This is a genomic window from Actinoplanes sp. 13, from assembly GCF_056134165.1.
In genome coordinates this window covers 520,700-543,675 of the sequence record NZ_JBVYOQ010000002.1, presented here as the reverse complement: position 1 = coordinate 543,675, position 22,976 = coordinate 520,700, and the positions used below count along the sequence as shown (strand labels likewise).

Sequence of the window (22,976 nt, the reverse complement as noted above, 5' to 3'; positions counted from 1 at the left end):
GTGCACCCGGTGAACGAGACGTGAACGTCCGGGACAGGCCCCGCCGCCGGATCCGCCCAGGTGAACGTTAACAAAGGGTTCCTTACTGGTCCTGACATCGACACATGCCTCTTGACAGGGCTATCGATGTTTGCGTACACATTGCTGAGCTTCGTCCACCGGAAACATCCCTGAAACCGATGCCGTCGCACCGGAGGACCTCTCATGCCCCGTTCCCCCTATCGCCTCGCGGGCGTGGCCGCCGTGCTGGTCTCGCTGCCGCTGGCGGTGGCACCACCGGTCGCCGCCTCCGCGGTGGAGCCGGACTACACCATCACGGCCGACCCCGCAGCCACCGGCGCCACCATCGGAGAATCGATGTACGGCGTCTTCTTCGAGGACATCAACTACGCGGCCGACGGCGGGCTCTACGCCGAGCTGGTCCGCAACCGCTCCTTCGAGTTCAACGCCACCGACGCCGCCGGCTGGAACGGCCTGACCGCCTGGACCGCCACCGGCGCCGGCACGGCCACCGTCGTCGACGACGATCAGCGGCTGAACGAGCGCAACCGCAACTATCTGCGGCTGGCGCTGAACGGCGAGCACAGCCTGGTCAACTCCGGCTACAACACCGGGCTCGCCGTCCGCAAGGGCGACCGCTACGACTTCTCGGTGTGGGCCCGCGCCGACGCCGGGGTCCCGCTCAGCGTCACCCTGCAGACCGCCGGTGGCACCGCGCTCGCCGCGCCGGTCACCGTCGCGGTCGGCGGCGACACCTGGAAGAAGTACACCGGCACGCTGCGCGCGACCGCCACCAGTGACGTGGCCCGGCTGTCGGTGCGCGCGTCCGGCACCGCGACGCTCCGCCTCGACGAGGTCTCGCTCTTCCCACGGGACACCTTCAAGGGCCGCAAGAACGGCCTGCGCAAGGACCTGGCGGAGAAGATCGCGGCGCTGGAGCCCGGCTTCGTGCGCTTCCCCGGCGGCTGCCTGGTCAACACCGGCAGCATGTACCCGTACGACGCGGCCAACAATTACCCGCGGGCCCGGGCGTACCAGTGGAAGGACACCGTCGGCCCGGTCGAGACGCGGGCCACGAACAAGAACTTCTGGGGCTACAACCAGACCTACGGCCTCGGCTACTTCGAGTACTTCCAGTTCTCCGAGGACGTCGGCGCGATGCCGCTGCCGGTGGTGCCGGCCCTGGTCACCGGCTGCGGCCAGAACCGCGCCACCAATGACGAGGCGCTGCTGCGCAAGCACATCCAGGACACCCTCGACCTGATCGAGTTCGCGAACGGCGCGACCACCACCACCTGGGGCCGGTTGCGCGCCGAGATGGGGCACCCGAAGCCGTTCGGCCTGACCCACATCGGCGTCGGCAACGAGGAGAACCTGCCGGACGAGTTCTTCCCGAACTTCCTGCGGTTCGAAGAGGCGATCAAGGCGAAGCACCCGGAGATCACGGTGATCAGCAACTCCGGGCCGGACGACACCGGCGCCACGTTCGACAACCTGTGGGCCAAGAACCGCGCCGCCGGCGTCGACATGGTCGACGAGCACTACTACAACAGCCCGTCGTGGTTCCTGCAGAACAACGCGCGCTACGACTCCTACGACCGCAACGGGCCGAAGGTGTTCCTCGGCGAGTACGCGTCACAGGACAACAAGCTGTTCAACTCGCTCGCCGAGGCGGCCTACATGACCGGGCTGGAGCGCAATGCCGACGTCGTGAAGCTGGCCTCGTACGCCCCGCTGCTGGCCAACATCGACCATGTGCAGTGGCGGCCGGACATGATCTGGTTCGACAACGACGAGTCCTGGGGCTCCACGAGCTACCAGGTGCAGAAGCTGTTCATGAACAACGTCGGCGACCGGGTGGTGCCGAGCACGGCCACCGGCGCGGTGGTGCAGCCCCGGCCGATCACCGGCGCGGTCGGCCTCTCCACCTGGCGCACGGCCGCGACGTACGACGACGTGAAGGTCACCCGGCCGGACGGCACCGTGCTGTTCGGCGACGACTTCAACGACGGTGACGCCGACGGCTGGACCGCTGTGCAACCGCGCGGCAGTTGGAGCGTGACCGACGGGGCTTACGCCCAGACCGACACCACGGCCGAGGACACCATGGTCAAGGCGGCCGCCATCGGGGAGACCGAGTACGACATCTCGGTGAAAGCCACGAAGACCGCCGGGGCGGAGGGTTTCCTGGTCGCTTTCGGCGTGCAGGAGACCGGTCAGTTCTACTGGTGGAACCTGGGCGGCTGGAACAACACCCAGGGCGCCGTCGAGAAGGGTTTCACCAGCGCCAAGGAGCAGCTGCTCACCAAGCCGAACTCGGTGGAGACCGGCCGTACCTACGACCTCCGGATCCAGGTACGCGGCACGAAGGTCACCCTGCTGCTGGACGGCGAGGAGTGGGGCAGCTTCGACGACAACAGGGTCACCGAGCCGTTCGCCCAGGTGATCACCGAGGACCTCGAGGCCCGCGAACTGATCGTCAAGGTGGTCAACGCGCAGGACAAGCCCGCCGTCACGAAGGTCGACCTGGGGCGCCGGGTCGCGCGGACCGCGCGGATGACCGTGATCACCGGTGACCCGGCTGAGCAGAACACCCGCTCCGCCGAACCGATCCAGCCGGTCACCAGCACGGTCGGCGGCATCGCGCCGGTCTTCACCCGGGAGTTCCCGGCGAACTCCGTCACGTTCCTGCGGATCAAGACCCGATAAGGGGGAAGTCATGAATCGTCGTACCCTCTTGCGAGGTTCTCTCGGGGTGACCACTGCCGGAGCGTTCGGTGGCCTGGTGGCAAGCGGCGCCGAAGGGGCCCCGACATTGCGCAGCGACGCCGAGATCTACGGGGTCCCCACCGTCGACCCGCTGATCTCCCAGCGCGCCGACCCGTTCATCACCCGGCCGATCGGCGGGATGTACTACTTCACCGGCTCGGTGCCCGAGTACGACCGCTTGGTCGTGCGCGGCGCGAGCACCATCGCCGGCCTGGCCGCCGCCGAGGAGACGGTGATCTGGCGCCGTCCCGCGAGCGGCACCATGGGCGGGCACATCTGGGCGCCCGAGCTGCACCGGATCGGCGGCCGGTGGTACATCTACTTCGCCGCCGGCGACTCGGACGACGTGTTCCGGATCCGCACCTACGTGCTGGAGTCGGCACTCGACGACCCGCGCGACCCGGCCGGCTGGACCCTCAGGGGCAAGCTGGTCACCGAGTGGGAGGGCTTCACGCTGGACGCCACCAGCTTCACCCACCGCGGGAGGCACTATCTGGCGTGGGCGCAGAGCGAACCGGAGATCGCGGTCAACACCAGCCTGTACATCGCCGAGATGGCGAACCCGTGGACGTTGCGCAGCAAGCCCACCCGGATCGCCACGCCCACCCGGAGCTGGGAGATCCAGGGCTTCAAGGTGAACGAGGGACCGGCGGTGCTGATCCGCAACGGGCGGGTCTTCATGACCTTCTCGGCCAGCGCCACCGACGCCCGCTACGCGATGGGCCTGCTCACCGCGGACGCGGACGCCGACCTGCTGAAGCGGGAGAGCTGGGTGAAGACCCCGGACCCGGTGTTCGTCACCAACGAGGCGACGAACCGCTGGGGCCCGGGGCACAACTCGTTCACGGTCGCCGAGGACGGGAAGACCGACGTGCTGGTCTACCACGCCCGCGATTACCGGGACATCACCGGCGACCCGCTCTACGACCCCAACCGGCACACCCGCGTGCAGAAGCTGTACTGGCACGAGGACGGCACGCCGCTGTTCGGGATCCCGGTCGGCGAGGGCGGCCCGATCGTGCGGCTGTCACCGGCCGACCGGTACTTCGTGCGCCACGCCGGTGACGAGTTCCGGGTGGAGCGGTCGCCGCGGGCGCTGGAGCAGACCCAGTTCCGCTTCGTCCGGGCCGCCGACGGCATCGAGACGGTGCAGTCGGTGGACCAGCCCACGAAGTTCCTCACCGTCAGCGGCACCACCGTGTCGCTGAGCGCCACCGGCACGCCGGTGACGCGGATCGCCACCCGGAACGGGGTGACGGTCCGGGTGGCTCCCGGCCGCTTCCTGAGGTCCGCGGGCGGTGTGGTCACGGTCTCGGAGAAGGCCACCGTCTTCAAGCTGAGCTGACCCACCCCTGAGCGTGTGGACTTCGGGCTCGATTCGAGCCCGAAGTTCACACGCCGGGCTTGCCGGACGTGCTCAAGTACGGCGACGAGACGACGATAAAGCCTGAGTGTTCACCGCCCACGCCCCCCAGATGAGCGCCACGCCGGCGGCCCGGATCCGGGACCGCGCCGTGGACGCCACCGCGCTCGCCTTCGTGCACGTCGACCGGGCCGGCCGGATCCGGGACTGGAACCCGGCCGCGGAGCGCCTGTTCGGCTGGAGCCGCGCCGAGGTGCTCGGGCAGCCGCTCGCCGACACCATCGTGCCCGAGCACCTGCGCTCGGCGCACAGCGCCGGCTTCGCCCGGCGGCTGGTGACCAGTGAGGGTGACACGCTGGGGCATCGCGTGGAGGTGCCGGCGGTCCACCGCGACGGCCGTGACCTGCAAGTGTCGATGATCGTCGACGAGCTCGGCCCGGACGGCTTCGCCGCGTTCGTCTCCGACCAGACCGAGTGGTACCAGGCGCAACAGGAGCTCCAGCGCAGCAACACGCTGATCAGCGCGATCCTGCAGCACACCACCGCGGTGATCTCGGCCAAGGACCTGGACGGCCGCTACCTGTTCGTCAACGGCGAGTACGAGCGGGTCTTCCAGGTCACCGCCGCCGACGTGGTGGGCCGCCGGGAGACCGAGATGCTGTCCGCCTCGGTGGCGGCGGTCGGCCGCGCCCACGACGTCGAGGTGGCCGGCACCGGCACGGCCCGGACCGTGCTGGAGGAGATTCCGTTCTCCGACGACATCCGTCAGTACGTGGTGACCCGGGTGCCGCTCACCGACCCGGACGGATCGGTGTACGGCGTCTGCACGATCTCCATCGACGACACCGCCCGCCGCCGGGACGCGGACGCGCTCCAAGCCGGCGAGAAGCGGTTCTGGAACACCGTCAACAACGCCCCCGGCATGCTCTACCAGTACCGGATGGAGGCCGACGGCGCCGCGTCGTTCAGCTTCGTCTCCGACGGTTGCCGGGACATCTTCCAGCTCGAACCGGAGCAGGTGGTGGGCGACGCGACCCGGGTGCTGGACACCATCACCGCGGAGGACCAGGAGGGTTTCGCGGCCAGCGTCCTGCTGTCGCGCGACACCCTGGAGCCGTGGGACTGGCGCGGCAGCGTGATCCGCAAGGACGGCAGCCGCCGCTGGCTGTACGGCGTCTCCCGCCCGCACCGGGAGGCGGACGGCGCCACCGTCTGGGACGGCATGCTGCTGGACCGCACCCGCGAACGGGACACCGAACTGGACCTCGCCGCCGTCCGGAGCGACCTGGAGAGCCTGGTCGACCGGCTGGCCACCGCGTCGTTCGCCGCGGCCGTCGGCCCGGAGCGCACGGTGGCCGCGGAGCCGGTCGCCGCGCTGGAGTCGCTGATCGTCGCCGGGGAGCACGCCGGACTGGCCGAGCTGTGGCACGCCGCCCTGCGCGGTGAGCGGGTGGACGCCGTGCGTACCGGCGCCGCCGGGCCGGTGCACATCCGGATGCGCACGCGCCGCGACGGCGGCCGGATCGTGATCGGAGTGGCCTGCTTCGCGCTCGGACGCGCCCGATGACCGGGTACGGCAGCAGCCCGCGCCTCCCCCGGAAACTGGGCGAGATCGCCATCCCGATGACACCGCTGCCCGCGTGCACCCCGGTCAGCGACATCGAGGCGGCCCTCGCCGCGGACCCGCTCGCCCCGGGCGTCATCGTCGAGTCGGACGAGGCGCACCGGGTGTACAGCCGCGCCATGATCGAACGCGGCCGGCCGTACCCGGCGGGTTCGGTGGCCGGCGGCCTGCCCGGCGCCGACGCGCTGGAGTTCCTGGCCGGCACCGAGATCGACGTGGCCGCCGAGACGGCACTGGCCCGTACCGGCGCCGACCGTGAGGAGCCGGTGCTGGTCAACTGGCCGGACGGCCGGTTCGGTATCGCGCCCATGATCGAAGTGCTGGCCGCGATGGCCGGCCGGTTCGCGCGGCTGTCGCGCACCGACCCGCTCACCGGGCTGCCCAACCGGGCCAAGGTGCAGGCCGAAGGGCAGCGCCGGCTGGACACCGGCGACCTGGTGGCGGTCATCCACCTCGGGCTGGACCGGTTCCAGGACGCCAACGACGTGCTCGGCCACCACGGCGCGGACACCCTGCTGCACCTGGTCGCCACCGCGCTGGGTGAGAGCCGCGGCGCCGGCAACCTGGCCGCCCGGCTCGACGGCGACCAGTTCGTCGTGCTCGTCTCCGAGCTGCCCCCGGGCCAGTCGGCGCAGGCGGTCGGCCGGCGGCTCGCGGCCGGGCTGCGCGGCCCGCACCGGGTGGACGGCTTGCCGATCAGCGTCGAGGCCAGCGTCGGCATCAGCCTCGCCGACCACCACGACGTCACGGTGCTGATGCGCCGGGCGGCGGCCGCGATGCGCCGGGCCAAGCACGAGCGGACCGGCGTGGTCGAGTGGTCACCCGGGCTGGACACCAACCAGCGCGTCGACCTGCGGCAGCTCACCGAGCTGCGCACCGGCCTGCGGTCGGGTCACCTGCGGCTGCACTACCAGCCGCTGCACGACGCGTGGACCCGGCGGATGCACGGCGTGGAGGCGCTGGTGCGCTGGCAGCACCCGCAGCGCGGCCTGCTGGCGCCCGGGGTGTTCCTGCCGGACGCGGAACGCTCCGACGTCATCGTCGAGCTGACCGACTGGGTGCTCGCCGAGGCGCTGCACCAGTCGCTGCTCTGGCACCGCGCCGGGCACGACGTCCCGGTCTCGGTGAACCTGCCGGCCGCCTATCTGGCCCAGGAGCGCGCCGTGCCGACCATCCTGACCCTGCTGGAGCTGGAGCGCCTGCCGGCCTCGCTGCTCACCGTGGAGATCACCGAGACGGCCGTGCTGACCCGGCCGGACCAGGTCGCGGCGCAGCTCGCCCAGTTGCGGGCCGCCGGCATCCGGGTCGCCATCGACGACTTCGGCACCGGGTACACGTCGCTGGGCCTGCTGCCCCGGCTGCCGATCGACGAGCTGAAGATAGACCAGTCGTTCGTGGTACGCGTGCACGACTCCCCCGTGCACGCCACCATCATCGACTCGGTGATCGCGATCGCCCGGTCCCTCGGGCTGACCGTGGTGGCGGAAGGCGTCGAGGACGAGCCGACCGCGGCCGACCTGGCCGGTGCCGGGGTGGACCTGTTGCAGGGCTATCACCTCAACCGGCCGCGGCCGGCCGAGGCGATGACCGCTCTGCTGGCGGCCGGGATTCCGGGCGCGCTGCCGCAGGCGGCGTAGCGACCCGGAAGTCCGCCCGGTCCAGGCGCGCGGTCCGCCGGCGGTACTCGGCGGCCGTGCCCGGCCAGTTGGTGACGATGCGGCCGGCGGCGGTCCGGTACCAGCTCCGGCACCCGGTCCAGACGCTGCCGGCCAGCCGCCCCTGGATCTCCTCGTCGTAGGCGGTCGCGCGCTCCGGTCGTACCTCCAAGGGTTGGCGGGAAAGAGCGACCACCCGCGCGGCCTGCGCGATGTACCGCGCCTGAGCCTCGTGAAAGAAGATCACCGAGGTGTTGCCGGTGTTGGTGTTCGGGCCGTAGACCAGGAACATGTTCGGGAAGCCGGGCACGGTGACGCCGAGGTACGCGTGCGCGCCGTCCCGCCACACGTCGTCCAGGCGCACCCCGTCCCGCCCGGTGATCCGCATCGGCGCCAGGAACTCGGTCGCCGCGAACCCGGTGCCGTAGACGAGCACGTCACAGGGATGCTCGGCGCCGTCCGCGGTCCGTACCCCGGTCGCGGTGATCTCCACGATCTTGTCGGTGACGAGGTCGACGTCGGGCCGGGTGAGGGCGGGCAGCCAGGCGTTGGTGAACAGCACCCGCTTGCAGCCGAGCGGCTCGTCCGGCGTGACCTTGGCACGCAGCTCCGGGTCGCGCACCTGCCAGTGGCGCTGCGCCAGCGAATAGCCGCGGATCAGCGGGTTGACGACCGGGTGACCGGCCACCGCGGCGCCCTGGACCAGCGTGAGCACCCAGGTCGCGCCCCGGGAGGCCCGCATCAGCACCGGGAACCGGCGGTACGCGGCGCGGCGCAGGCGGCCGTAACGGCGGTCCGGCTTCGGCAGGGTCCACGGGGCGGTGCGCTGGAAGACCGTGACGTGCGCGGCCCTCCCGGCGAGCTCCGGGACCAGTTGGATCGCGCTGGCGCCGGTGCCGATGACGGCGACCCGCCGGCCCTCGACGGGGATGCCCGGATCCCAGTGGGCGGTGTGCATCGCGTCGCCGCGGAACGCCGGGGCACCCGGGATCAGCGGGATGCTCGGCCGGGACAGCTGCCCCACCGCGGGGATCAGCACGTCGGCGGTGATCTCCTCGCCACCGGCCAGGACCAGCCGCCAGGCGGCGCCGTCCCAGTCGGCGGAGATCACCTCGGCGCCGCAGCGGATCAGGCCGGTGACCCCGAGGTCGCGGGCGCAACGGTCCACATAGGCCAAGATCTCCCGGTGCGGCGGATAGCGCCGGGACCAGTCCGGGTTCAGCGCGAACGAGAAGGAGTACAGCGGCGCCGGGACGTCGCACGCGCACCCGGGGTAGACGTTGTCCCGCCACACGCCGCCGAGCCGGCCCGCCTTCTCCAGCACCACGATGTCCCGGAAGCCCTGCCGGAGCAGCTCGGCCGCGGCCGCCACCCCGCCGACCCCGGCGCCGATGATCACGATCCGGGTCACGGCCGGTCCCCCTCGGCACGCACCCTGATCAACCGCAACGCCGCCGGGGCGCTCGCCGGAACCACCGGGCGGCGCGGCGGCACCGGGTCCAGCGGCGCGTAGGCCGAGCCGGCGGCCGGCCGCGGATCGGTCTCGCCCGCGTTGGGCCACAACGCGATCGCCCGCTCGGCCAGCGCCGTGATCGTCAGCGACGGGTTCACCCCGAGGTTCGCCGCGATCACCGAGCCGTCGATCACGTGCAGCCCGTCGTACCCGAACAGCCGCTGGTACGGATCGACCACCCCGCTGCCCGGATCGCCCCCGATCGCGCAGCCGCCGATGAAGTGCCCGGTGACCGGCCGGCCCGCCAGCTCGGTGTAGGCGCCCAGCGGCACCCCGTCGATCTTTTCCGCGGTGCGCCGCGCCACGTCGTGCGCCGCCGGGTTCCACACCGGGTTGGGCTCGCCGATCCCCGGCCGGCTCGTCAGCCGCCCCCGGCGCCGGTACAGCGTGATCGAGTTGTCCAGCGGCTGCATGGCCAGCAGCACCATCGTCTGCCGCGACCAGTCCCTCGGCGACACGTACAGCCGCAGGTCCCGGCCCGCCCGCAGCAGCGTCCGCGCGGCCACCGTCCACCGGGAGCGGCCACCCGTCTCCCCGACCAGCGCGGTGGCGAGCAGGGCCAGCAGGTTGCTGCCCGGCCCGTACCGGACCGGTTCGACGTGCGTCACCGGATCCGGGTGGATCGACGACGTCACCGCGACGCCGTGGCTGTAGTCCCGGTCCCGGCGCCGGGTGCGCGCTCCCAGGATCGATTCGGAGTTGGTCCGGCTCAGCTCGCCGAGCCGCGCCGAGACGCGTGGCAGCGTCCCCCGGTCCCGCAGCCGGTGCAGCAGCCGCTGGGTGCCCAGCGCGCCGGCCGCGAAGATCACCTGCTGCGCGGTGAACCGCTTCCGCCGCAGCCCGCCGGTGCGCCGCGTCTCCACCGCGTACCCGCCGCCCGGCAACGGCGTGACCGTGCGGACCGTCGTGAGGGGATGGACCACCGCGCCGGCCCGCTCCGCCAGATAGAGGTAGTTCTTCACCGTCGTGTTCTTCGCCCCGACCCGGCAGCCGGTCATGCAGGCGCCGCACAACGTGCAGCTGCGCCGTGCTGGTCCGGCGCCGCCGAAGAACGGGTCCGGCGACTCGGCGCCGGCCACGTCCGAGAAAAGGACGCCCACGGGGGTACGCCGGAACGACTCACCCACCCCGAGATCGTCCGCGACGCTGCGCAGCGCCACGTCGGCCACCGTCTCCACGGGATTGACCACGACCCCGAGCATCCGGTTGGCCTGCGCGTAGTACGGCGCCAGCTCGGACTTCCAGTCGGTGATGCCGGCCCACTGCGGGTCGGCGTAGAACGCGTCGGGTGGCTCGTACAGCGTGTTCGCATAACCCAGCGACCCGCCGCCCACTCCCGCGCCGGAGAGCACCAGCACGTCCTTGAGCAGTGTCATGCGCAGGATGCCGTAGCAGCCGAGCGCCGGCGCGTACACATAGTCACGCAGCCGCCAAGAGGTCTTGGCGAACTGGTCGTCGGCGAACCGGCGGCCCGCCTCCAGCACGCCGACCCGATAGCCCTTCTCGGTCAGACGTAACGCGGACACGCTCCCGCCGAACCCGGAACCGATGACGAGAACGTCGTAGTCGTACGACATCGCCGTACCATCACACCGCTATTGGCAACATGTCAACAACGGATTCCCGGTTATCACCCGCTCCGCGGATTCCCCCGAACGCGTCACTGCCATTCAGGTCCGGCGATGGAAGGGTGGAGCGATGACGGAGCTGTCCTACGCCCGCCGGGGATACGGCCCACCGCTCGTGCTCCTGCACGGCCTCGGCAGCCATTGGCGCGTGTGGTCACCCATCCTCGACCGGGTCAGCCGGCATCGCGACGTGATCGCCCTGGACCTGCCCGGTTTCGGCGACTCGCCGTACTGGCACGACCCCGCCCCCGGCGGCCCCGAACCCGGCTCGGTGGCCCACCTCGCCGACCAGGTCACCGGCTTCCTCGACGAACTCGGCATCCACCACCCCGACGTCGCCGGCAACTCGCTCGGCGGCGGCATCGCCCTCGAACTCGGCCGCCGCGGCCACGCCCGCTCCGTCACCGCCTTCGCCCCGATCGGCTTCTGGCGCGTCACCGGCCGCCGCTGGTGCCAGGCCGTCGTCGCCGCCGCCCGCGCCGGCGCCGTCACCCTCTCCCCCGCCCTGCCCCGCATCATGGACACCCGGGCCGGGCGGGCCGCCTTCTGCTCCGTCTTCTACGCCCACCCCGTCCGGCTCCCCGCCGGCGACTGCCTGGCCGCGGCCCGGGCCCTGGCCGCCGCCTCCGGCTTCAGCCAGGCCCGCCGCTGTTTCGCCGGCCTCGCCCCGTGGTCACCGACCTCGCTCGGGGACCTCACCCGCATCCCGGTCACCATCGCCTGGGGCACCCGCGACGCCGTGCTCCCCTACCGCCCACAGGCGCGCCGGGCGCGGGTCGCGCTGCCGACCGCCCGCCACATCCGGCTGCCGGGGTGCGGCCACCTGCCGTTCGCCGACAACCCCACCGCCTGCGCCGGCCTGCTGCTCCGCTCCCGCTGACCCCCTCACCCGGCGCGGCCTCTCCCGCCACGGCATCCCCCGGCGTGGCCGCTCACCCGGCGCGGTCCCTGAACAGCACCACACAGCATTTGATACGGCCACGACTCCCCAACCGCAGCGTCCGCGCCCCGTGGCCAAACCGCGACCATTTGCCACGCAAGCCTTTGCCGCGTCCGCCGGGCTGAGCTCATCAGCCCACTGTGGTGACTTGCGGTTCGCTCCGCACCCGAAGTCCCCACACACGTCCTGGCGCTTCGGGGTCGCCGCCGGCTGGCAGTCACGCAGCAAGAACGGGCCGGGATCATGTCCCGTTGCCGGCTCGACGCGCCCGGCCGGCACTCACGCAGCAAGAACCGGCCGGGATCATGCGCCACTGCCAGCCGGCCCCACGGCTGGTTGTCCGCCCGCGGCGTGTGCGGTCAGCCTGTCGGCGGGTGCGGCGGCTGGTGCGGGCGGCCCGTCGGCGGGTGCGGGCGGTGGGTGGTCAGCGGGTCAGCCAGGTGATCAGCATGATCAGGAGGAAGGCCACGCCCGCCACCGCGGTGACTGCGGCGACCAGGGTGCTGACGTGTTCGTCGGAACGGGCCGGACGGTCCACCGGGGTGGCGAGGTTGCCCACGGCGGAGAGCACCCGGGAACCGGTCTTGCGCACGCGGCTCTTCCAGGCCCCGGTCATCAGCCGTCCACTCCGGACACTAAACGACTCCTCCGCACACCGCCTCACTCGACCGGTCAACGACCCATGGGCGCAACAGTGATGCGGCGGCGCGGGTGACGCTGCCAGACTCATGCGTGCCGGGTACGCGTTCACGGCGGGAGGGGTTCGGATGGAGCACCTGACTGAGGCGGCGAAACTGCTGGCCCAGGCGCAGCGGGTGGTCGTGTTCACCGGCGCCGGGATCTCGGCGGAGAGCGGTGTGCCTACTTTTCGGGATGCCCTGACCGGGTTGTGGGAGCGGTTCGACGCGCAGTCGCTGGCCACCCCGCGCGCCTTTCAGGACGACCCCGATCTGGCGTGGGGGTGGTACGAATGGCGCCGCCACAAGGTCAGCAGCGTGCAGCCCAATCCGGGGCACGAGGCGGTGGCCGCGATCGAGGCGCACGCCCCGCACACCGACGTGATCACCCAGAACGTCGACGACCTGCATGAACGTGCCGGCTCGGCGCGGCCGGCACACCTGCACGGCAGCCTGTTCGCGCCCCGGTGCTCGGTGTGCTCGCAGCCGGCGCCGCTGCCCGACTCCGACGGCGAGCCGGAGGACGGCCGCCGGTTGCCGCCTCCGCGGTGCACGGTGTGCGGCGGTGCGGTACGCCCGGGGGTGGTGTGGTTCGGTGAGTCGCTGCCCGAGTCGGCGCTCGAAAGTGCGGTGCGGGCGGCGGGCGGCTGCGACGTGCTGCTGACCGTCGGCACTTCCGGACTGGTGTACCCGGCCGCCGAGATCCCCCGCCTGGCCGCTCGATCGGGCGCCGCGGTCATCCAGGTGAACCCGCAGCCGACGCCGCTCGACCCGGTCGCCCGGGTGAATCTGCACGGCTCGGCCGCGCGCGTGCTGCCCGACCTGGTGACCGCCGCCTGGCCGTGAACCCATCTGCGTGGGGACTTCGGGTGCGAAGCGAACCGCAAGTCACCACGGTGGGCGCGGCGCGGAGGGCGGCGGCAAGGGCGGGGCGGAGCGGACGGCGTCGGCGGGTGGGGATTTTCGGTGGTACGCGGTAACCGGCGATTTTCGCGGTGACCGGGACGGGTGCGCCGTGGCACGGTGATCTCTCACCGTCGTCGAAGGAGTCGCCATGACCACCACCGTGCAGGGGCTCGAAGGTCTCAAGTCGCTCGTCGGGAAGGACCTCGGGTCGTCCGAGTGGTTGGAGATCACCCAGGAGCGGGTGAACACGTTCGCCGACGCGACCGGGGACCACCAGTGGATCCACGTGGACGTCGAGCGGGCCAAGGCCGGCCCGTTCGGTGCGCCGATCGCGCACGGCTATCTGACGCTTTCCCTGGTCATCCCGCTGTTCTCGTCGTTGCTGACGGTGCAGGGCATCAGGATGGGCGTGAACTACGGGCTGGAGAAGGTGCGGTTCCCGAGCCCGGTCCGGGTGGGTGCCAAGATCCGTCTGAACGCCACGGTGGTCAGTGTCGAGGACGTGGCGGGTAACGGGGTGCAGAGCACGTTCGACTTCACCGTGGAGGTGGACGGGTCGTCGAAGCCGGCCTGCGTGGCGCGCCCGGTGTACCGGCACTACGCCTAGGAGCGGCACAGCCGCGGGAGTCGGCCACGCGCCGGTCGTACCCGCTCAGGGCCTTGAAGATCTGGGCGGCAGTGACCGGCAGCACAATTCGATACGAGACCGTTCCGTTTTCCCGACCGTAGGCCTACGGTGCCCTAGGGATACGGAACCGTTCCGTATCGAAACCGGGGGTAGCGACATGGACACACCTCAGACCGGGCATCCCCGGCGCTGGGCGATTCTCGGCGTGCTGGTCGTCAGCCTGCTCGTCGTGGTGCTCGACAACACCGTGCTGAACGTCGCGATGAGCACGATCGCCAACCCGGAGCAGGGTCTCGGCGCCACTCAGAGCGAGCTGGAGTGGGCGATCAACTCGTACACCCTGGTCTTCGCCGGGCTGCTCTTCACCGCCGGCATCCTGGCCGACCGGCTGGGCCGCCGGATCACCCTGATCACCGGCCTGGTGATCTTCGGCGTGGCGTCGTTGATCTCGGCCTACGCCAGTTCGCCGGACCAGCTGATCGCGGCCCGCGCCGTGATGGGTCTCGGTGCCGCGGCCGTCATGCCGTCCACGCTGTCGATCATCGCCAACGTCTTCGACCCGAGGGAGCGCGCCCGCGCGATCGGGGTGTGGGCCGGTGCCGTGGGCCTCGCCGTGGCGATCGGGCCGGTCATCGGTGGCCTGCTGCTGGAGAACTTCTGGTGGGGCTCGGTCTTCCTGATCAACGTGCCGATCGTGATCATCGGCGTCGTGCTGGTGCTGGTGCTGGTGCCGGAGTCGCGTGACCCCAAGCCGAACCGCGTCGACGTGCCCGGCGTGCTGCTGTCGATCGTCGGCCTGACGCTGCTGACCTACGGCGTGATCAAGGGCGGCGAGGACGGCTTCGGTGAGATCGCGGCCTGGAGCACGATCGCCGGCGGCCTGGTGGTGCTGACCGGCTTCGTGATCTTCCAGAGCCGGATCGAGTTCCCCTCGCTGGACGTGAAGCTCTTCCGCAACAGGCAGTTCTCCGCGTCGGTCGGCATCATCGGCCTGATCTTCTTCGCCGCGATGGGCTCGATGTTCTTCGGCGCGTTCTACCTGCAGCTGGTCCGCGGGTACGGCCCGCTGATGTCCGGCGCCCTGTTCGTCCCGTTCGCCGTCGGTCAGATGATCTTCGCGCCGCTCAGCGCCGGGATGGTCAAGCGGTTCGGCCCGAAGGTGGTCAGCACGGTGGGCCTGCTGCTGGTCTCGGCCGGGCTGTCGACCTGGCTGCTGATCGGTGCGGAGACCCCGATCTGGGTGGTCGGCGCGGCGTTCTTCCTGATGGGCGTCGGCATGGCCAACGTGATGCCGCCGGCCACCGAGGCGATCATGGCTGCCCTCCCCCGGGAGAAGGCCGGCGTCGGCTCGGCGGTCAGCAACACGATCCGGCAGCTGGGCGGCGCGCTCGGTGTCGCCGTGCTCGGCGCGGTCGTCTCGTCCGTCTATCGCGGGCACCTCGGCAGCGCCACCGAGGCCCTGCCCGCGGCCGCCGAGGAGGCGGCCCGGGAGTCCGTCGCCGGGGCGTACGCGGTGGCCGCGCAGGCCGGCCCGGCCGGCGCCGAGCTGATCGACCAGGCGAACGCGGCGTTCATCACCGCGATGCACTACGCGGCGGTGGGCACCACGGTGTTCGCCCTGCTCGGCACCCTGGTCGCGGTGCTCTGGCTGCCCGGTAAGCGCCCCGCGCCCGGACCCGACGCGGCCACGACCGAGCCACCCGCCCTGGCGTTGGCCGACGCGTAAACCTGTCGGTAACAATGAACGCCATGACCACGGCCGACGCAGCACCCGAGACCGGCCAGGAGCGCAAGGCTCCTGGCCGGCCCCGCAACGCCCAGGCCGACGAGGCCATTCTCGAAGCGGTGCTGGCGCTGCTCGCCGACGGCCAGAGCGCGGCCGCCATCTCCGTCGAGGCGGTGGCGGCCCGGGCCGGCGTGGGCAAGGCGACGATCTATCGGCGGTGGCCCAACAAGGAGGCCCTGCTCGTCGACGCTGTCCGCGCGATGAAGGGCCCGCTGCCCGAGCTTGCCGGCGAGTCGGTCCGCGACGACCTGGTCACGTTGATCGCCGCGAACCGGGGGGCCCGCGCGAAGCGGTACGGCCGGGTCACCGCCTGCCTGCTCCCGGAGCTGATCCGCGACGACGAGCTGGCCCGGATGTACCGGGCGGTGATCGAACCCCGGCGGGACGTGATGCGGCAGGTGCTGCGCCGTGGTGTCGAGTCCGGGGAGCTGCGGGCCGACCTCGACGTCGAGCTCACGCTGCTGATGCTCAACGGTCCGTCGATGATGCGGTCGATGGTGCCGGGTGCGTTCACCGTGCCGGGCGAGGGCTTCGCGGAGAAGCTGGTGGACGCGGTCCTGCGCGGCGCGGCCGCCTGAGAGGGCGCGCCACCGTCCGCCGGCGATCACATCCGTGGATGCTCCCGGCCCGGCAGGCCGATCGCCCGTTTCCCGCACGATCGGCCCGCATCACGATTCGCCAGCAAAAAGATGGCCTCTTTGGTGCAATCGGGACATGAGACACCCTTCGGGAAAAGCGCTGGTGCCGGCCCGGACCGAGGTGCGCGCGGCCCTGCACGCCTGGCGGGACAGCCTTGTCGATCTGGGCGACACCAATCGGCTGATCAACTTCCCGACCGACCATCCCGACCTCGTGGAGATCGTCGGCCCCGAGCCGGAAGTCGTGATGGGTGCCCTGCACCAGGGATCGGAGTGCGGTCTCGTCGGCACCGGCGCGGACCCGGACCGGTACGCCTCCGCCGACCACGTCCTGCGCACCGAGATGCCCGACCCGGCCCTCGACGCGGTGCTGCGCCGGATGCTCAAGAAGGCCCGGCAGGAATACCTGGACCGCGGCGTCTCGGTGCTGCACCTGGTGTTCGGCCTGCTGCGGTGGCGCGACGAGGCCGGCAACGCGTACGCCAGCCCGATCGTGCTGCTGCCGGTCGAGCTGGTCACCACCGGTGCCGGCGACCCGCCCCGGCTGCGGATGCGCGACGAGGAGGCGGTGCTGAACCCGGCGCTCGCCATCCGGTTGCGCCGGCTGGGACTGGAGCCACCGGCCGCCGGTCCGGACGTCGAGGTGGGCCGGATCTGGTCCGAGCTGCGCAGCGCGGTGTCCCGCCGGCGCGGCTGGCACGTCGAGCAGACCCTCTTCCTGTCCTATCTGACCTTCCACAAGGAGGCGATCTACCGGGACCTGCTGGTCAACGAGGACCGGATCATCGGGCACCCGGTGATCCAGGCGCTCGCCACCACCGGCACCGGCCGGCAGACCGACGCCTTCCGCTTCCACCCGATCCCGGCCGACGAGATCGACCGGGTCGCCGCCCCCGAGCACGTGCCGCTGGTGCTCGACGCCGACGCGTCCCAGCGGGCCTGCATCGCGGCCGCGGTGGCCGGCCACAGCTTCGTGATGGACGGCCCACCCGGCACCGGCAAGTCGCAGACGATCGCGAACATGATCGGCTGCCTGCTGCACGCCGGCAAACGGGTGCTGTTCGTCTCGGAGAAGGCCGCGGCGCTCGACGTCGTGCACCATCGGCTGGTCGAGGCGGGCATCGACCGCTACGTCCTGGAGCTGCACGGGCACAAGGCCGGCCGCAAAGAGGTGGCGACAGCGCTGGCCGCGGCCCTCGACGACGGTCCGGCGCCGCGGGGCGCCACCGCTCAGGCCGACCGCAGGGGTACGCGCGAACGGCGCGAACAGCTCAGCACGTACGCCGAGGCGATGAACGAGGTCCGGCAGCCGCTCGACCGTAGCCTGCACGACGTGCTCGGGCTGTGCGCCCAGCTCGCTGACGCGCCGGCCGCCCCGGTGCCGGTGATCCCGCCCGCGACCATGACACCGGAGTCGATCCGCCGGGTCCGCGAGGCCGCCGATCGGCTCGCCGCGGCCTGGCGCACCGCGGTGCAGCGCGACGACCTGCCGTGGCGGGACGTGGCGAAGCGCGAGCCCCTCGACCCGGTCCTGTCCCGGGCCGAACGCGCCCTGGCCGGGCTCACCCGGGCGATGCGCGGCGACCGGGCGTCGGCGTCCGCCTTCGGGCTGGACAGCCCGGACGACGCGGGCACCCTTGCCGAGCTGGCCGCGCATGCCGGCCGCCGGCCCGACCAGGCCCGCGACGACTGGCTGACCGCGCCCACGCTCGATCCGGTCCGGCGGGCGGCGCAGGCCCTGGGCCGGGAGCTGACCGCGATCAGGGCCGCCCGCGAGTCGGCGACCCGCCGGGCCGGCGCCTCCTGGTCCGCTCTGCCCGCGCCCGCCGAGCTGCCCGCCGTACCGGATCTGGGTGGTCTGGTCCCGGCGGCGGTGGATCTCGTGTCGCTGACCGCCACGGAGGCGGACCGGCAGGCGAAGACCTGCACCGAGGCCGCCGACGAGCTGGAGCGGCACCGCGCCGCGGTGGACCGGGTGACCGCCAAGCTGGGCCTGCCGAAGGCGGTGACGGTGGCCGACATCGGGCGGGTCGCCGACATCGCCGAGCTGGGCACGCGCCGGCACAAGCCGGAGCCGTTCTGGTTCGGCCCGGGCGCGGCGGCAACCGTCGCGACCGGCGCGCAGGCGCTGCGGCGCGCGCTGGAGAACCTGGTCGCCGCCGAGGTGCGGGCCCGGCCGTTCTTCTCCGAGGCGATCCTCACCCAGCCGGTCGAGGAGCTGGCCGACCGGTTCACCCGGGTGCACCGCGGCCTGCGCAAGCTGTTCGGCGCGTACCGGCGGGACCGCCGCGTCGTCGCGGCCTTCGTGCTGCCCACGGCCGCGGTGCGTGACGCACTGCCCCGGCTGGAGACGGCGGTGGCCTGGCAGCGTGCGCGCCACGATCTGGCCGCGGCGGAGCAGACGTACGGGCCCGCGCTCGGCCGGTACTGGCAGGGGCGGGGCACCGACTTCGGTTCGATCGACGAGGCGTTGCAGGTCGTCGAGCAGGCTCTCCGCTCGGCGCCGCCGGCAGCGGTGCAGGCGGTCGCCGCGTACGTCTGCGCGCCGTCGTCCGATCAGGAGATCATCCGGCTCGCCACCGCCGCCCGGGACGCGGTGCTGGCCGGGCGGCCCGGGCCGTACGCCGCGGACCGCCCGGAGCTGGTCTCCGGCCCGATCGACGGCGCGATCGACTGGCTGCGGCAGCACGCGACGGCCCTGGGGACGGTGGCCGCCGTGGTGCACGCGTACGACGTGGCGACCGGGCGGACGCTGGACTTCGCCGAGGTGAGCCTGCTGGGCCGGCTCCGGCAGGAGGTGGCCGGCGCCGAGGCGGCACTGTCCGCGCACACCACCGAGTTCACCGGCGTGTTCGGGGACGCCTACCGGGGAGCGGACACCGACGAGGCGGCGCTGACCGCCGCGGTGGAGTGGACGGCTGCCGCCCGGGCCCTGGTCACCGGGTCCGACGCGCCGCTGAGCCCGGCGCAGGCCACCGCGTTGCGCAAGCTGCGGCCCGTCTCCGGGCTCGCCGAGCTCGCCGGCCAGTGGGCTACGGCCCGGCAGGGCGTGCTCCAGGCGTTCGCCCCGGCCCGCCGCGCCGACCTCGCCCAACGGCTCGCCGACCCGGAGCAGGCGCGGGTGTTCCTGCAGCAGATCCGGTCCGAGCCCGGCGGTCAGGAGGAGTGGTTCGCCGCCCAGGACGCCCGCGCGGTCCTCAGCGGGTACGGCCTGGAAGGCGTCGTCGACTTCTGCGCCGACCGGCAGCTCTCCGCCGACCAGGTGCGACCGGCCGTGGAACGGGCCGTGTACCACGCCTGGGCGGACGCGGTGATCCAGAGTGACCAGCGCCTGCGCCCGTGGCGGGCGGCCGACCGGGACCGGCTCGTCGCCGAGTTCCGTGGTCTGGACAGCAGATTGGCCGCCACCGCGGTCAGCGACATCGCCGAGGCCGTGGCGGCCCGCCGCCCGGCGGCCGACAGCCCGGCCGCCGACCTGGTGCGCCGGGAGGCGATGAAGGCCAGCCGGCATCTGCCGGTCCGGGAGCTGATCGCGCAGACCCGGGATCTGGCGCTCGGCCTGCGCCCGTGTTTCCTGATGTCGCCGCTGACGGTGTCCCAGTCGCTGCCGCCGGACATCCGGTTCGACGTGGTGATCTTCGACGAGGCGTCCCAGGTCACCCCGGCCGACGCGATCAACTGCATCTACCGCGGCGCCGCGCTGATCACCGCGGGCGACGACCGCCAGCTGCCGCCGACCTCGTTCTTCGACCGGGCGCTCGGCGCCGCCGACGAGCTCGAGCACGAGCTGCCGGTGCTGGATTTCGAGTCGGTGCTGGAGCTGGCGAAGGGCTGCGGCGCGTTCGCCAGCCTGGGCCTGAACTGGCATTACCGCAGCCGGCACGAGGCGCTGATCGCGTTCTCCAACCACGAGTTCTACCAGGGTCGGCTCAGCGTCTTCCCGAGCGCGAACACGGGTGGGCCGGACAGCGGCGTGGTGCTGATCCCGACCGACGGGGTCTATCGGCGCAGCAGCAGCCGGGACAACCCGGTCGAGGCGGAGCGGGTGGCCGAGCGGATCGTGCACCACTTCACCACGCGGCCCGGCCTGTCGCTGGGCGTGGTGACGTTCTCGGTGGCCCAGGCCGAGGCGATCGAGCTGGCCGTCGAGCGGGTCGCCGCCGACCGGCCGGAACTCACCCGGATCCTCGACGACGATCGGCTGCACGGCTTCTTCGTGAAGAGCCTGGAGGCGGTGCAGGGTGACGAGCGGGACGTGATGATCTTCTCGATCGGGTACGGCTTCGACGAGACCGGGAAGATCAGTTCGAACTTCGGGGCGCTCAACCGGCCCAACGGCTGGCGCCGCCTCAACGTGGCGATCACCCGGGCCCGCTACCGGGTGGAGATCGTCACCTCGGTCTCGGCCCGGGACGTCCCGGAGAACGACAACGAGGGTGTGCGGCTGCTGGCCCGCTATCTCGACTACGCCGAGCGGGGACCGTCGGCCCTGGAGGTCTCGGTCCCGGAGCGGGCGGCCGGCGAGCCGGAGGGACCGTTCCAGGAGTCGGTGCTGGCCACGATCCGGTCCTGGGGCTACCCGGCCAGCCCGGCCCTGGGCTGGGCCGGCGGCCGGGTCGACCTGGGCGTGCGGCTGCCGGGGCAGCCGGAGGCGGGGTATGCGCTCGGCATCCGGTGCGACGGAGCGGCGTACGGGGAGTGCTCGGCGGCCCGCGACCGGGACCGGCTCAGCGAGCAGGTGCTGCTCGGCCTGGGCTGGAACCTGCACCGGATCTGGTCCATCGCCTGGTACCGGGACCGCGACGGCGAGGAGGCCCGGCTCCGGGCGGCCCTGGAGCGGGCGGCCGGCGGCCGGATGACGCTGCCCGAGCGGCACGCCGGAGCCCTTCCGGTCGCCGACACGGTCTGAGAAGTCGCGCGGGACGGCGCCGCTCTCAGCGGCCCGGGGAGAGCACCGGGTGCCCGGTGGGGTCCTCGGCGGTGCAGAGGGCGGCCAGCTCGGCGGTGACGGTGGCCGGATCCGCGTCCGGGTGCAGGCGCCCCAGCAGCGCGGCGTCCAGCGGTGGCACCTCGACGTGCGAGATCAGCGGATGGAACGGGCGCCGGTCCACCTCGCCGGCTCCGAAGAGCGTCTCGGCGAGCTTCTCCCCCGCGCGCAGGCCGGTGTACTGGATGGTGACCGGGGCCGGCGCGAGCTGGGCCATCTGCCGGGCCACCTCGGCGATCCGCACCGGCTCACCCATCTCCAGCACGAGCGCCTCGCCGTCGCGGCCGATCGCGGCCGCCTGGATGACCAGGTGCACCGCCTCCTGGGTGGTCATGAAATACCGGGTGACGTCGGGGTGGGTGACGGTGACCGGCCCGCCGTCGGCGATCTGGGCGCTGAACGTGGTGAAGACCGAGCCCCGGCTGCCGAGCACGTTGCCGAAGCGGACGCTGAGGAAGGTGCCGGGGCGGCGACCGGCGACCCAGGCGGTGAGGCGCTCGGTGGCGCGCTTGGCGTACCCGAGGACGCTGCTCGGGTCGGCGGCCTTGTCGGTGGAGATGTTGACGAACCGTTCCACGTGCTCGGCGGCTGCCAGCACGTTGAGGGTGCCCAGCACGTTGGTCTTGACGGCCTCGCCGGGATGGCGCTGGAGCAGCGCGAGATGTTTGAGCGCTGCGGCGTGGAAAACCACCTCCGGGCGGCGGTCACGGAAGATGGCCTTGATCTGCTCGGCGTCCCGCAGGTCGGCCAGGATCACCGACGGGTCGTCGAGCCGGCCGCGCGCGTCCAGGGAGAGCTGCACCGCCTGCAGCGCGGTCTCGTCGCGGTCCAGCATCATCAGCTCGGCCGGGTGGAAGTGCTGGATCTGCCGGCACAACTCGGAGCCGATCGAGCCGCCGGCCCCGGTGACCAGCACCCGCTTGCCGGTCAGGTAACCGGCGATGGCCCGCAGGTCGGTCTCGATCTGGTGCCGGCCGAGCAGGTCGGTGACCTGCACGTCGCGGATGTCCTCGACGGCCACCGGGTGGTCCATCAGCTCGCTGACCGAGGGCACCACCTTGAACGTCGCGCCGGCCGCGACAGCCCGGTCCCGGACGTCGCGGACCAGCTCGGCCTCGGCGTTGGCGACCGCGAAGACCAGCGTGGTCGCGCCGGTCGCGGCCAGCACGGCGGCGATGTCCTGGCGGGAGCCCAGCACCGGCACGCCGAGCACGTGCAGGCGCCGCTTGTGCGGGTCGTCGTCGAGCAGCCCGACCGGCAGGTAACGGCTGCCGGGGTCGTGCAGCATGGAGCGCAGCAGCAGGGCGCCGGCCTCCCCGGCGCCGAAGAGCACCACCGGGGTCGCGGTCTGCCCGTCCGGGCGCCGGCTGCGGGAGCGGCGCGCGCGCCAGAGATAGCGGACCGCGAGCATGAGCAGCAGCGCGACGGCCCCGCCGACGGCCGGCACGACGCCCGGCACCGGTTGCCGGGGCAGCAGCAGGCCGATGACGAGCAGGCCGGCCGCGGTGGCGACGGTGGTGGCGGCGACCGCACGGACCTCGTCGAGGCTCGCGTACCGGTAACGGCCGCGGTAGAGGTGCCAGATGTGGCCGACAGCGGCGTGCAGAACCACGGCGAGCACGGTGGCAGCGGACAGGCCGGAAAGCCGGTCGCGGGTCAGGTCGGTGCCGTACCGGGTGAGGACGGCGGCCAGCAGGCCGGCGGCCCAGGCGACAGCGTCCACGGCCAGCCGGAGCAGGCAGCGGTGGCGCATCAAGCGAGCGCGTACGTCGTTTGCGAAGACCAAGCCGACCTCCAGCACGCTCGAGTCGGTACCAACCACCTTATCTAGGTTTTTCACGTTAAAGGTGACTTCTCGTTTT

14 protein-coding genes are annotated in these 22,976 nt (G+C 72.3%); 10 read left to right on the top strand and 4 right to left on the bottom strand.

Features of this window, described 5'->3' with window-relative positions; all coding sequences use genetic code 11:
* Nucleotides 1–204 precede the first annotated feature (204 nt).
* From AC0NH5_RS07015 to AC0NH5_RS07000, 4 genes are all read left to right on the top strand, one after another.
* Entirely contained in the window at nucleotides 205–2,709 is a 2,505-nt protein-coding gene (locus tag AC0NH5_RS07015; RefSeq protein WP_474401108.1) for an alpha-L-arabinofuranosidase C-terminal domain-containing protein, read from the top strand.
* Between the two features lie 46 nt (nucleotides 2,710–2,755).
* A complete protein-coding gene (locus AC0NH5_RS07010; RefSeq protein ID WP_474401106.1) occupies nucleotides 2,756–4,114 on the top strand; it encodes a family 43 glycosylhydrolase in 1,359 nt (452 codons plus the stop codon).
* Nucleotides 4,115–4,244: 130 nt separating this feature from the next.
* The gene (locus tag AC0NH5_RS07005; protein ID WP_474401104.1) at nucleotides 4,245–5,699 is read left to right on the top strand and encodes a PAS domain-containing protein; all 1,455 of its coding nucleotides are present in this window, start codon (nucleotides 4,245–4,247) and stop codon (nucleotides 5,697–5,699) included.
* Nucleotides 5,696–7,393 (top strand): putative bifunctional diguanylate cyclase/phosphodiesterase, encoded by a 1,698-nt coding sequence (locus tag AC0NH5_RS07000; RefSeq protein ID WP_474401102.1) that lies wholly within the window; start codon nucleotides 5,696–5,698, stop codon nucleotides 7,391–7,393. Before AC0NH5_RS07005 ends, AC0NH5_RS07000 begins: the two co-directional genes overlap by 4 nt.
* Here AC0NH5_RS07000 and AC0NH5_RS06995 read toward each other — a convergent pair.
* Nucleotides 7,314–8,822 (bottom strand): flavin-containing monooxygenase, encoded by a 1,509-nt coding sequence (locus tag AC0NH5_RS06995; RefSeq protein ID WP_474401100.1) that lies wholly within the window; start codon nucleotides 8,820–8,822, stop codon nucleotides 7,314–7,316. The two genes, AC0NH5_RS07000 and AC0NH5_RS06995, sit on opposite strands and share 80 nt — an antisense overlap.
* On the bottom strand, nucleotides 8,819–10,501 hold the full coding sequence (locus tag AC0NH5_RS06990) for a GMC oxidoreductase (protein ID WP_474401099.1): 1,683 nt from the start codon (nucleotides 10,499–10,501) through the stop codon (nucleotides 8,819–8,821). Before AC0NH5_RS06990 ends, AC0NH5_RS06995 begins: the two co-directional genes overlap by 4 nt.
* A gap of 121 nt (nucleotides 10,502–10,622) precedes the next feature.
* Here AC0NH5_RS06990 and AC0NH5_RS06985 point away from each other — a divergent pair, with 121 nt between their 5' ends.
* Nucleotides 10,623–11,432 carry an alpha/beta fold hydrolase gene (locus AC0NH5_RS06985; RefSeq protein ID WP_474401097.1) on the top strand — a complete coding sequence of 270 codons (810 nt, stop codon included), beginning with the start codon at nucleotides 10,623–10,625 and terminating at the stop codon, nucleotides 11,430–11,432.
* Nucleotides 11,433–11,916: 484 nt separating this feature from the next.
* Here the strand turns inward: AC0NH5_RS06985 and AC0NH5_RS06980 are convergent, their stop codons facing one another.
* Nucleotides 11,917–12,108: a hypothetical protein gene (locus AC0NH5_RS06980; RefSeq protein ID WP_474401096.1), complete on the bottom strand. Its 192-nt coding sequence runs from the start codon at nucleotides 12,106–12,108 to the stop codon at nucleotides 11,917–11,919.
* 151 nt (nucleotides 12,109–12,259) lie between these two features.
* Between AC0NH5_RS06980 and AC0NH5_RS06975 the strand changes: the two genes are divergently transcribed.
* The 5 genes from AC0NH5_RS06975 to AC0NH5_RS06955 all read left to right on the top strand — a co-directional run bounded on the left by AC0NH5_RS06975 (nucleotide 12,260) and on the right by AC0NH5_RS06955 (nucleotide 21,036).
* Complete coding sequence (locus AC0NH5_RS06975) at nucleotides 12,260–13,015, top strand: SIR2 family NAD-dependent protein deacylase (protein ID WP_474401095.1); 756 nt, start codon at nucleotides 12,260–12,262, stop codon at nucleotides 13,013–13,015.
* Between the two features lie 208 nt (nucleotides 13,016–13,223).
* A complete protein-coding gene (locus tag AC0NH5_RS06970; RefSeq protein ID WP_474401093.1) occupies nucleotides 13,224–13,682 on the top strand; it encodes a MaoC family dehydratase in 459 nt (152 codons plus the stop codon).
* Nucleotides 13,683–13,860: 178 nt separating this feature from the next.
* The gene (locus tag AC0NH5_RS06965) at nucleotides 13,861–15,429 is read left to right on the top strand and encodes an MFS transporter (RefSeq protein ID WP_474401091.1); all 1,569 of its coding nucleotides are present in this window, start codon (nucleotides 13,861–13,863) and stop codon (nucleotides 15,427–15,429) included.
* 14 nt (nucleotides 15,430–15,443) lie between these two features.
* A complete protein-coding gene (locus AC0NH5_RS06960) occupies nucleotides 15,444–16,067 on the top strand; it encodes a TetR/AcrR family transcriptional regulator (RefSeq protein WP_474401089.1) in 624 nt (207 codons plus the stop codon).
* Nucleotides 16,068–16,203: 136 nt separating this feature from the next.
* Nucleotides 16,204–21,036 (top strand): DUF4011 domain-containing protein, encoded by a 4,833-nt coding sequence (locus AC0NH5_RS06955; protein WP_474401087.1) that lies wholly within the window; start codon nucleotides 16,204–16,206, stop codon nucleotides 21,034–21,036.
* 25 nt (nucleotides 21,037–21,061) lie between these two features.
* Here the strand turns inward: AC0NH5_RS06955 and AC0NH5_RS06950 are convergent, their stop codons facing one another.
* Nucleotides 21,062–22,867: a polysaccharide biosynthesis protein gene (locus AC0NH5_RS06950; protein ID WP_474401085.1), complete on the bottom strand. Its 1,806-nt coding sequence runs from the start codon at nucleotides 22,865–22,867 to the stop codon at nucleotides 21,062–21,064.
* Nucleotides 22,868–22,976 lie beyond the last annotated feature (109 nt).

Bases quoted from the DNA above. Each gene is read 5' to 3' on its own strand.
- AC0NH5_RS07015 (WP_474401108.1), top strand. From the start codon at position 205: ATGCCCCGTTCCCCCTATCGCCTCGCGGGCGTGGCCGCCGTGCTGGTC.
- AC0NH5_RS07005 (WP_474401104.1), top strand. From the start codon at position 4,245: ATGAGCGCCACGCCGGCGGCCCGGATCCGGGACCGCGCCGTGGACGCC.
- AC0NH5_RS07000 (WP_474401102.1), top strand. From the start codon at position 5,696: ATGACCGGGTACGGCAGCAGCCCGCGCCTCCCCCGGAAACTGGGCGAG.
- AC0NH5_RS06990 (WP_474401099.1), bottom strand. From the start codon at position 10,501: ATGTCGTACGACTACGACGTTCTCGTCATCGGTTCCGGGTTCGGCGGG.
- AC0NH5_RS06985 (WP_474401097.1), top strand. From the start codon at position 10,623: ATGACGGAGCTGTCCTACGCCCGCCGGGGATACGGCCCACCGCTCGTG.
- AC0NH5_RS06980 (WP_474401096.1), bottom strand. From the start codon at position 12,108: ATGACCGGGGCCTGGAAGAGCCGCGTGCGCAAGACCGGTTCCCGGGTG.
- AC0NH5_RS06975 (WP_474401095.1), top strand. From the start codon at position 12,260: ATGGAGCACCTGACTGAGGCGGCGAAACTGCTGGCCCAGGCGCAGCGG.
- AC0NH5_RS06970 (WP_474401093.1), top strand. From the start codon at position 13,224: ATGACCACCACCGTGCAGGGGCTCGAAGGTCTCAAGTCGCTCGTCGGG.
- AC0NH5_RS06965 (WP_474401091.1), top strand. From the start codon at position 13,861: ATGGACACACCTCAGACCGGGCATCCCCGGCGCTGGGCGATTCTCGGC.
- AC0NH5_RS06960 (WP_474401089.1), top strand. From the start codon at position 15,444: ATGAACGCCATGACCACGGCCGACGCAGCACCCGAGACCGGCCAGGAG.
- AC0NH5_RS06955 (WP_474401087.1), top strand. From the start codon at position 16,204: ATGAGACACCCTTCGGGAAAAGCGCTGGTGCCGGCCCGGACCGAGGTG.
- AC0NH5_RS06950 (WP_474401085.1), bottom strand. From the start codon at position 22,867: ATGCGCCACCGCTGCCTGCTCCGGCTGGCCGTGGACGCTGTCGCCTGG.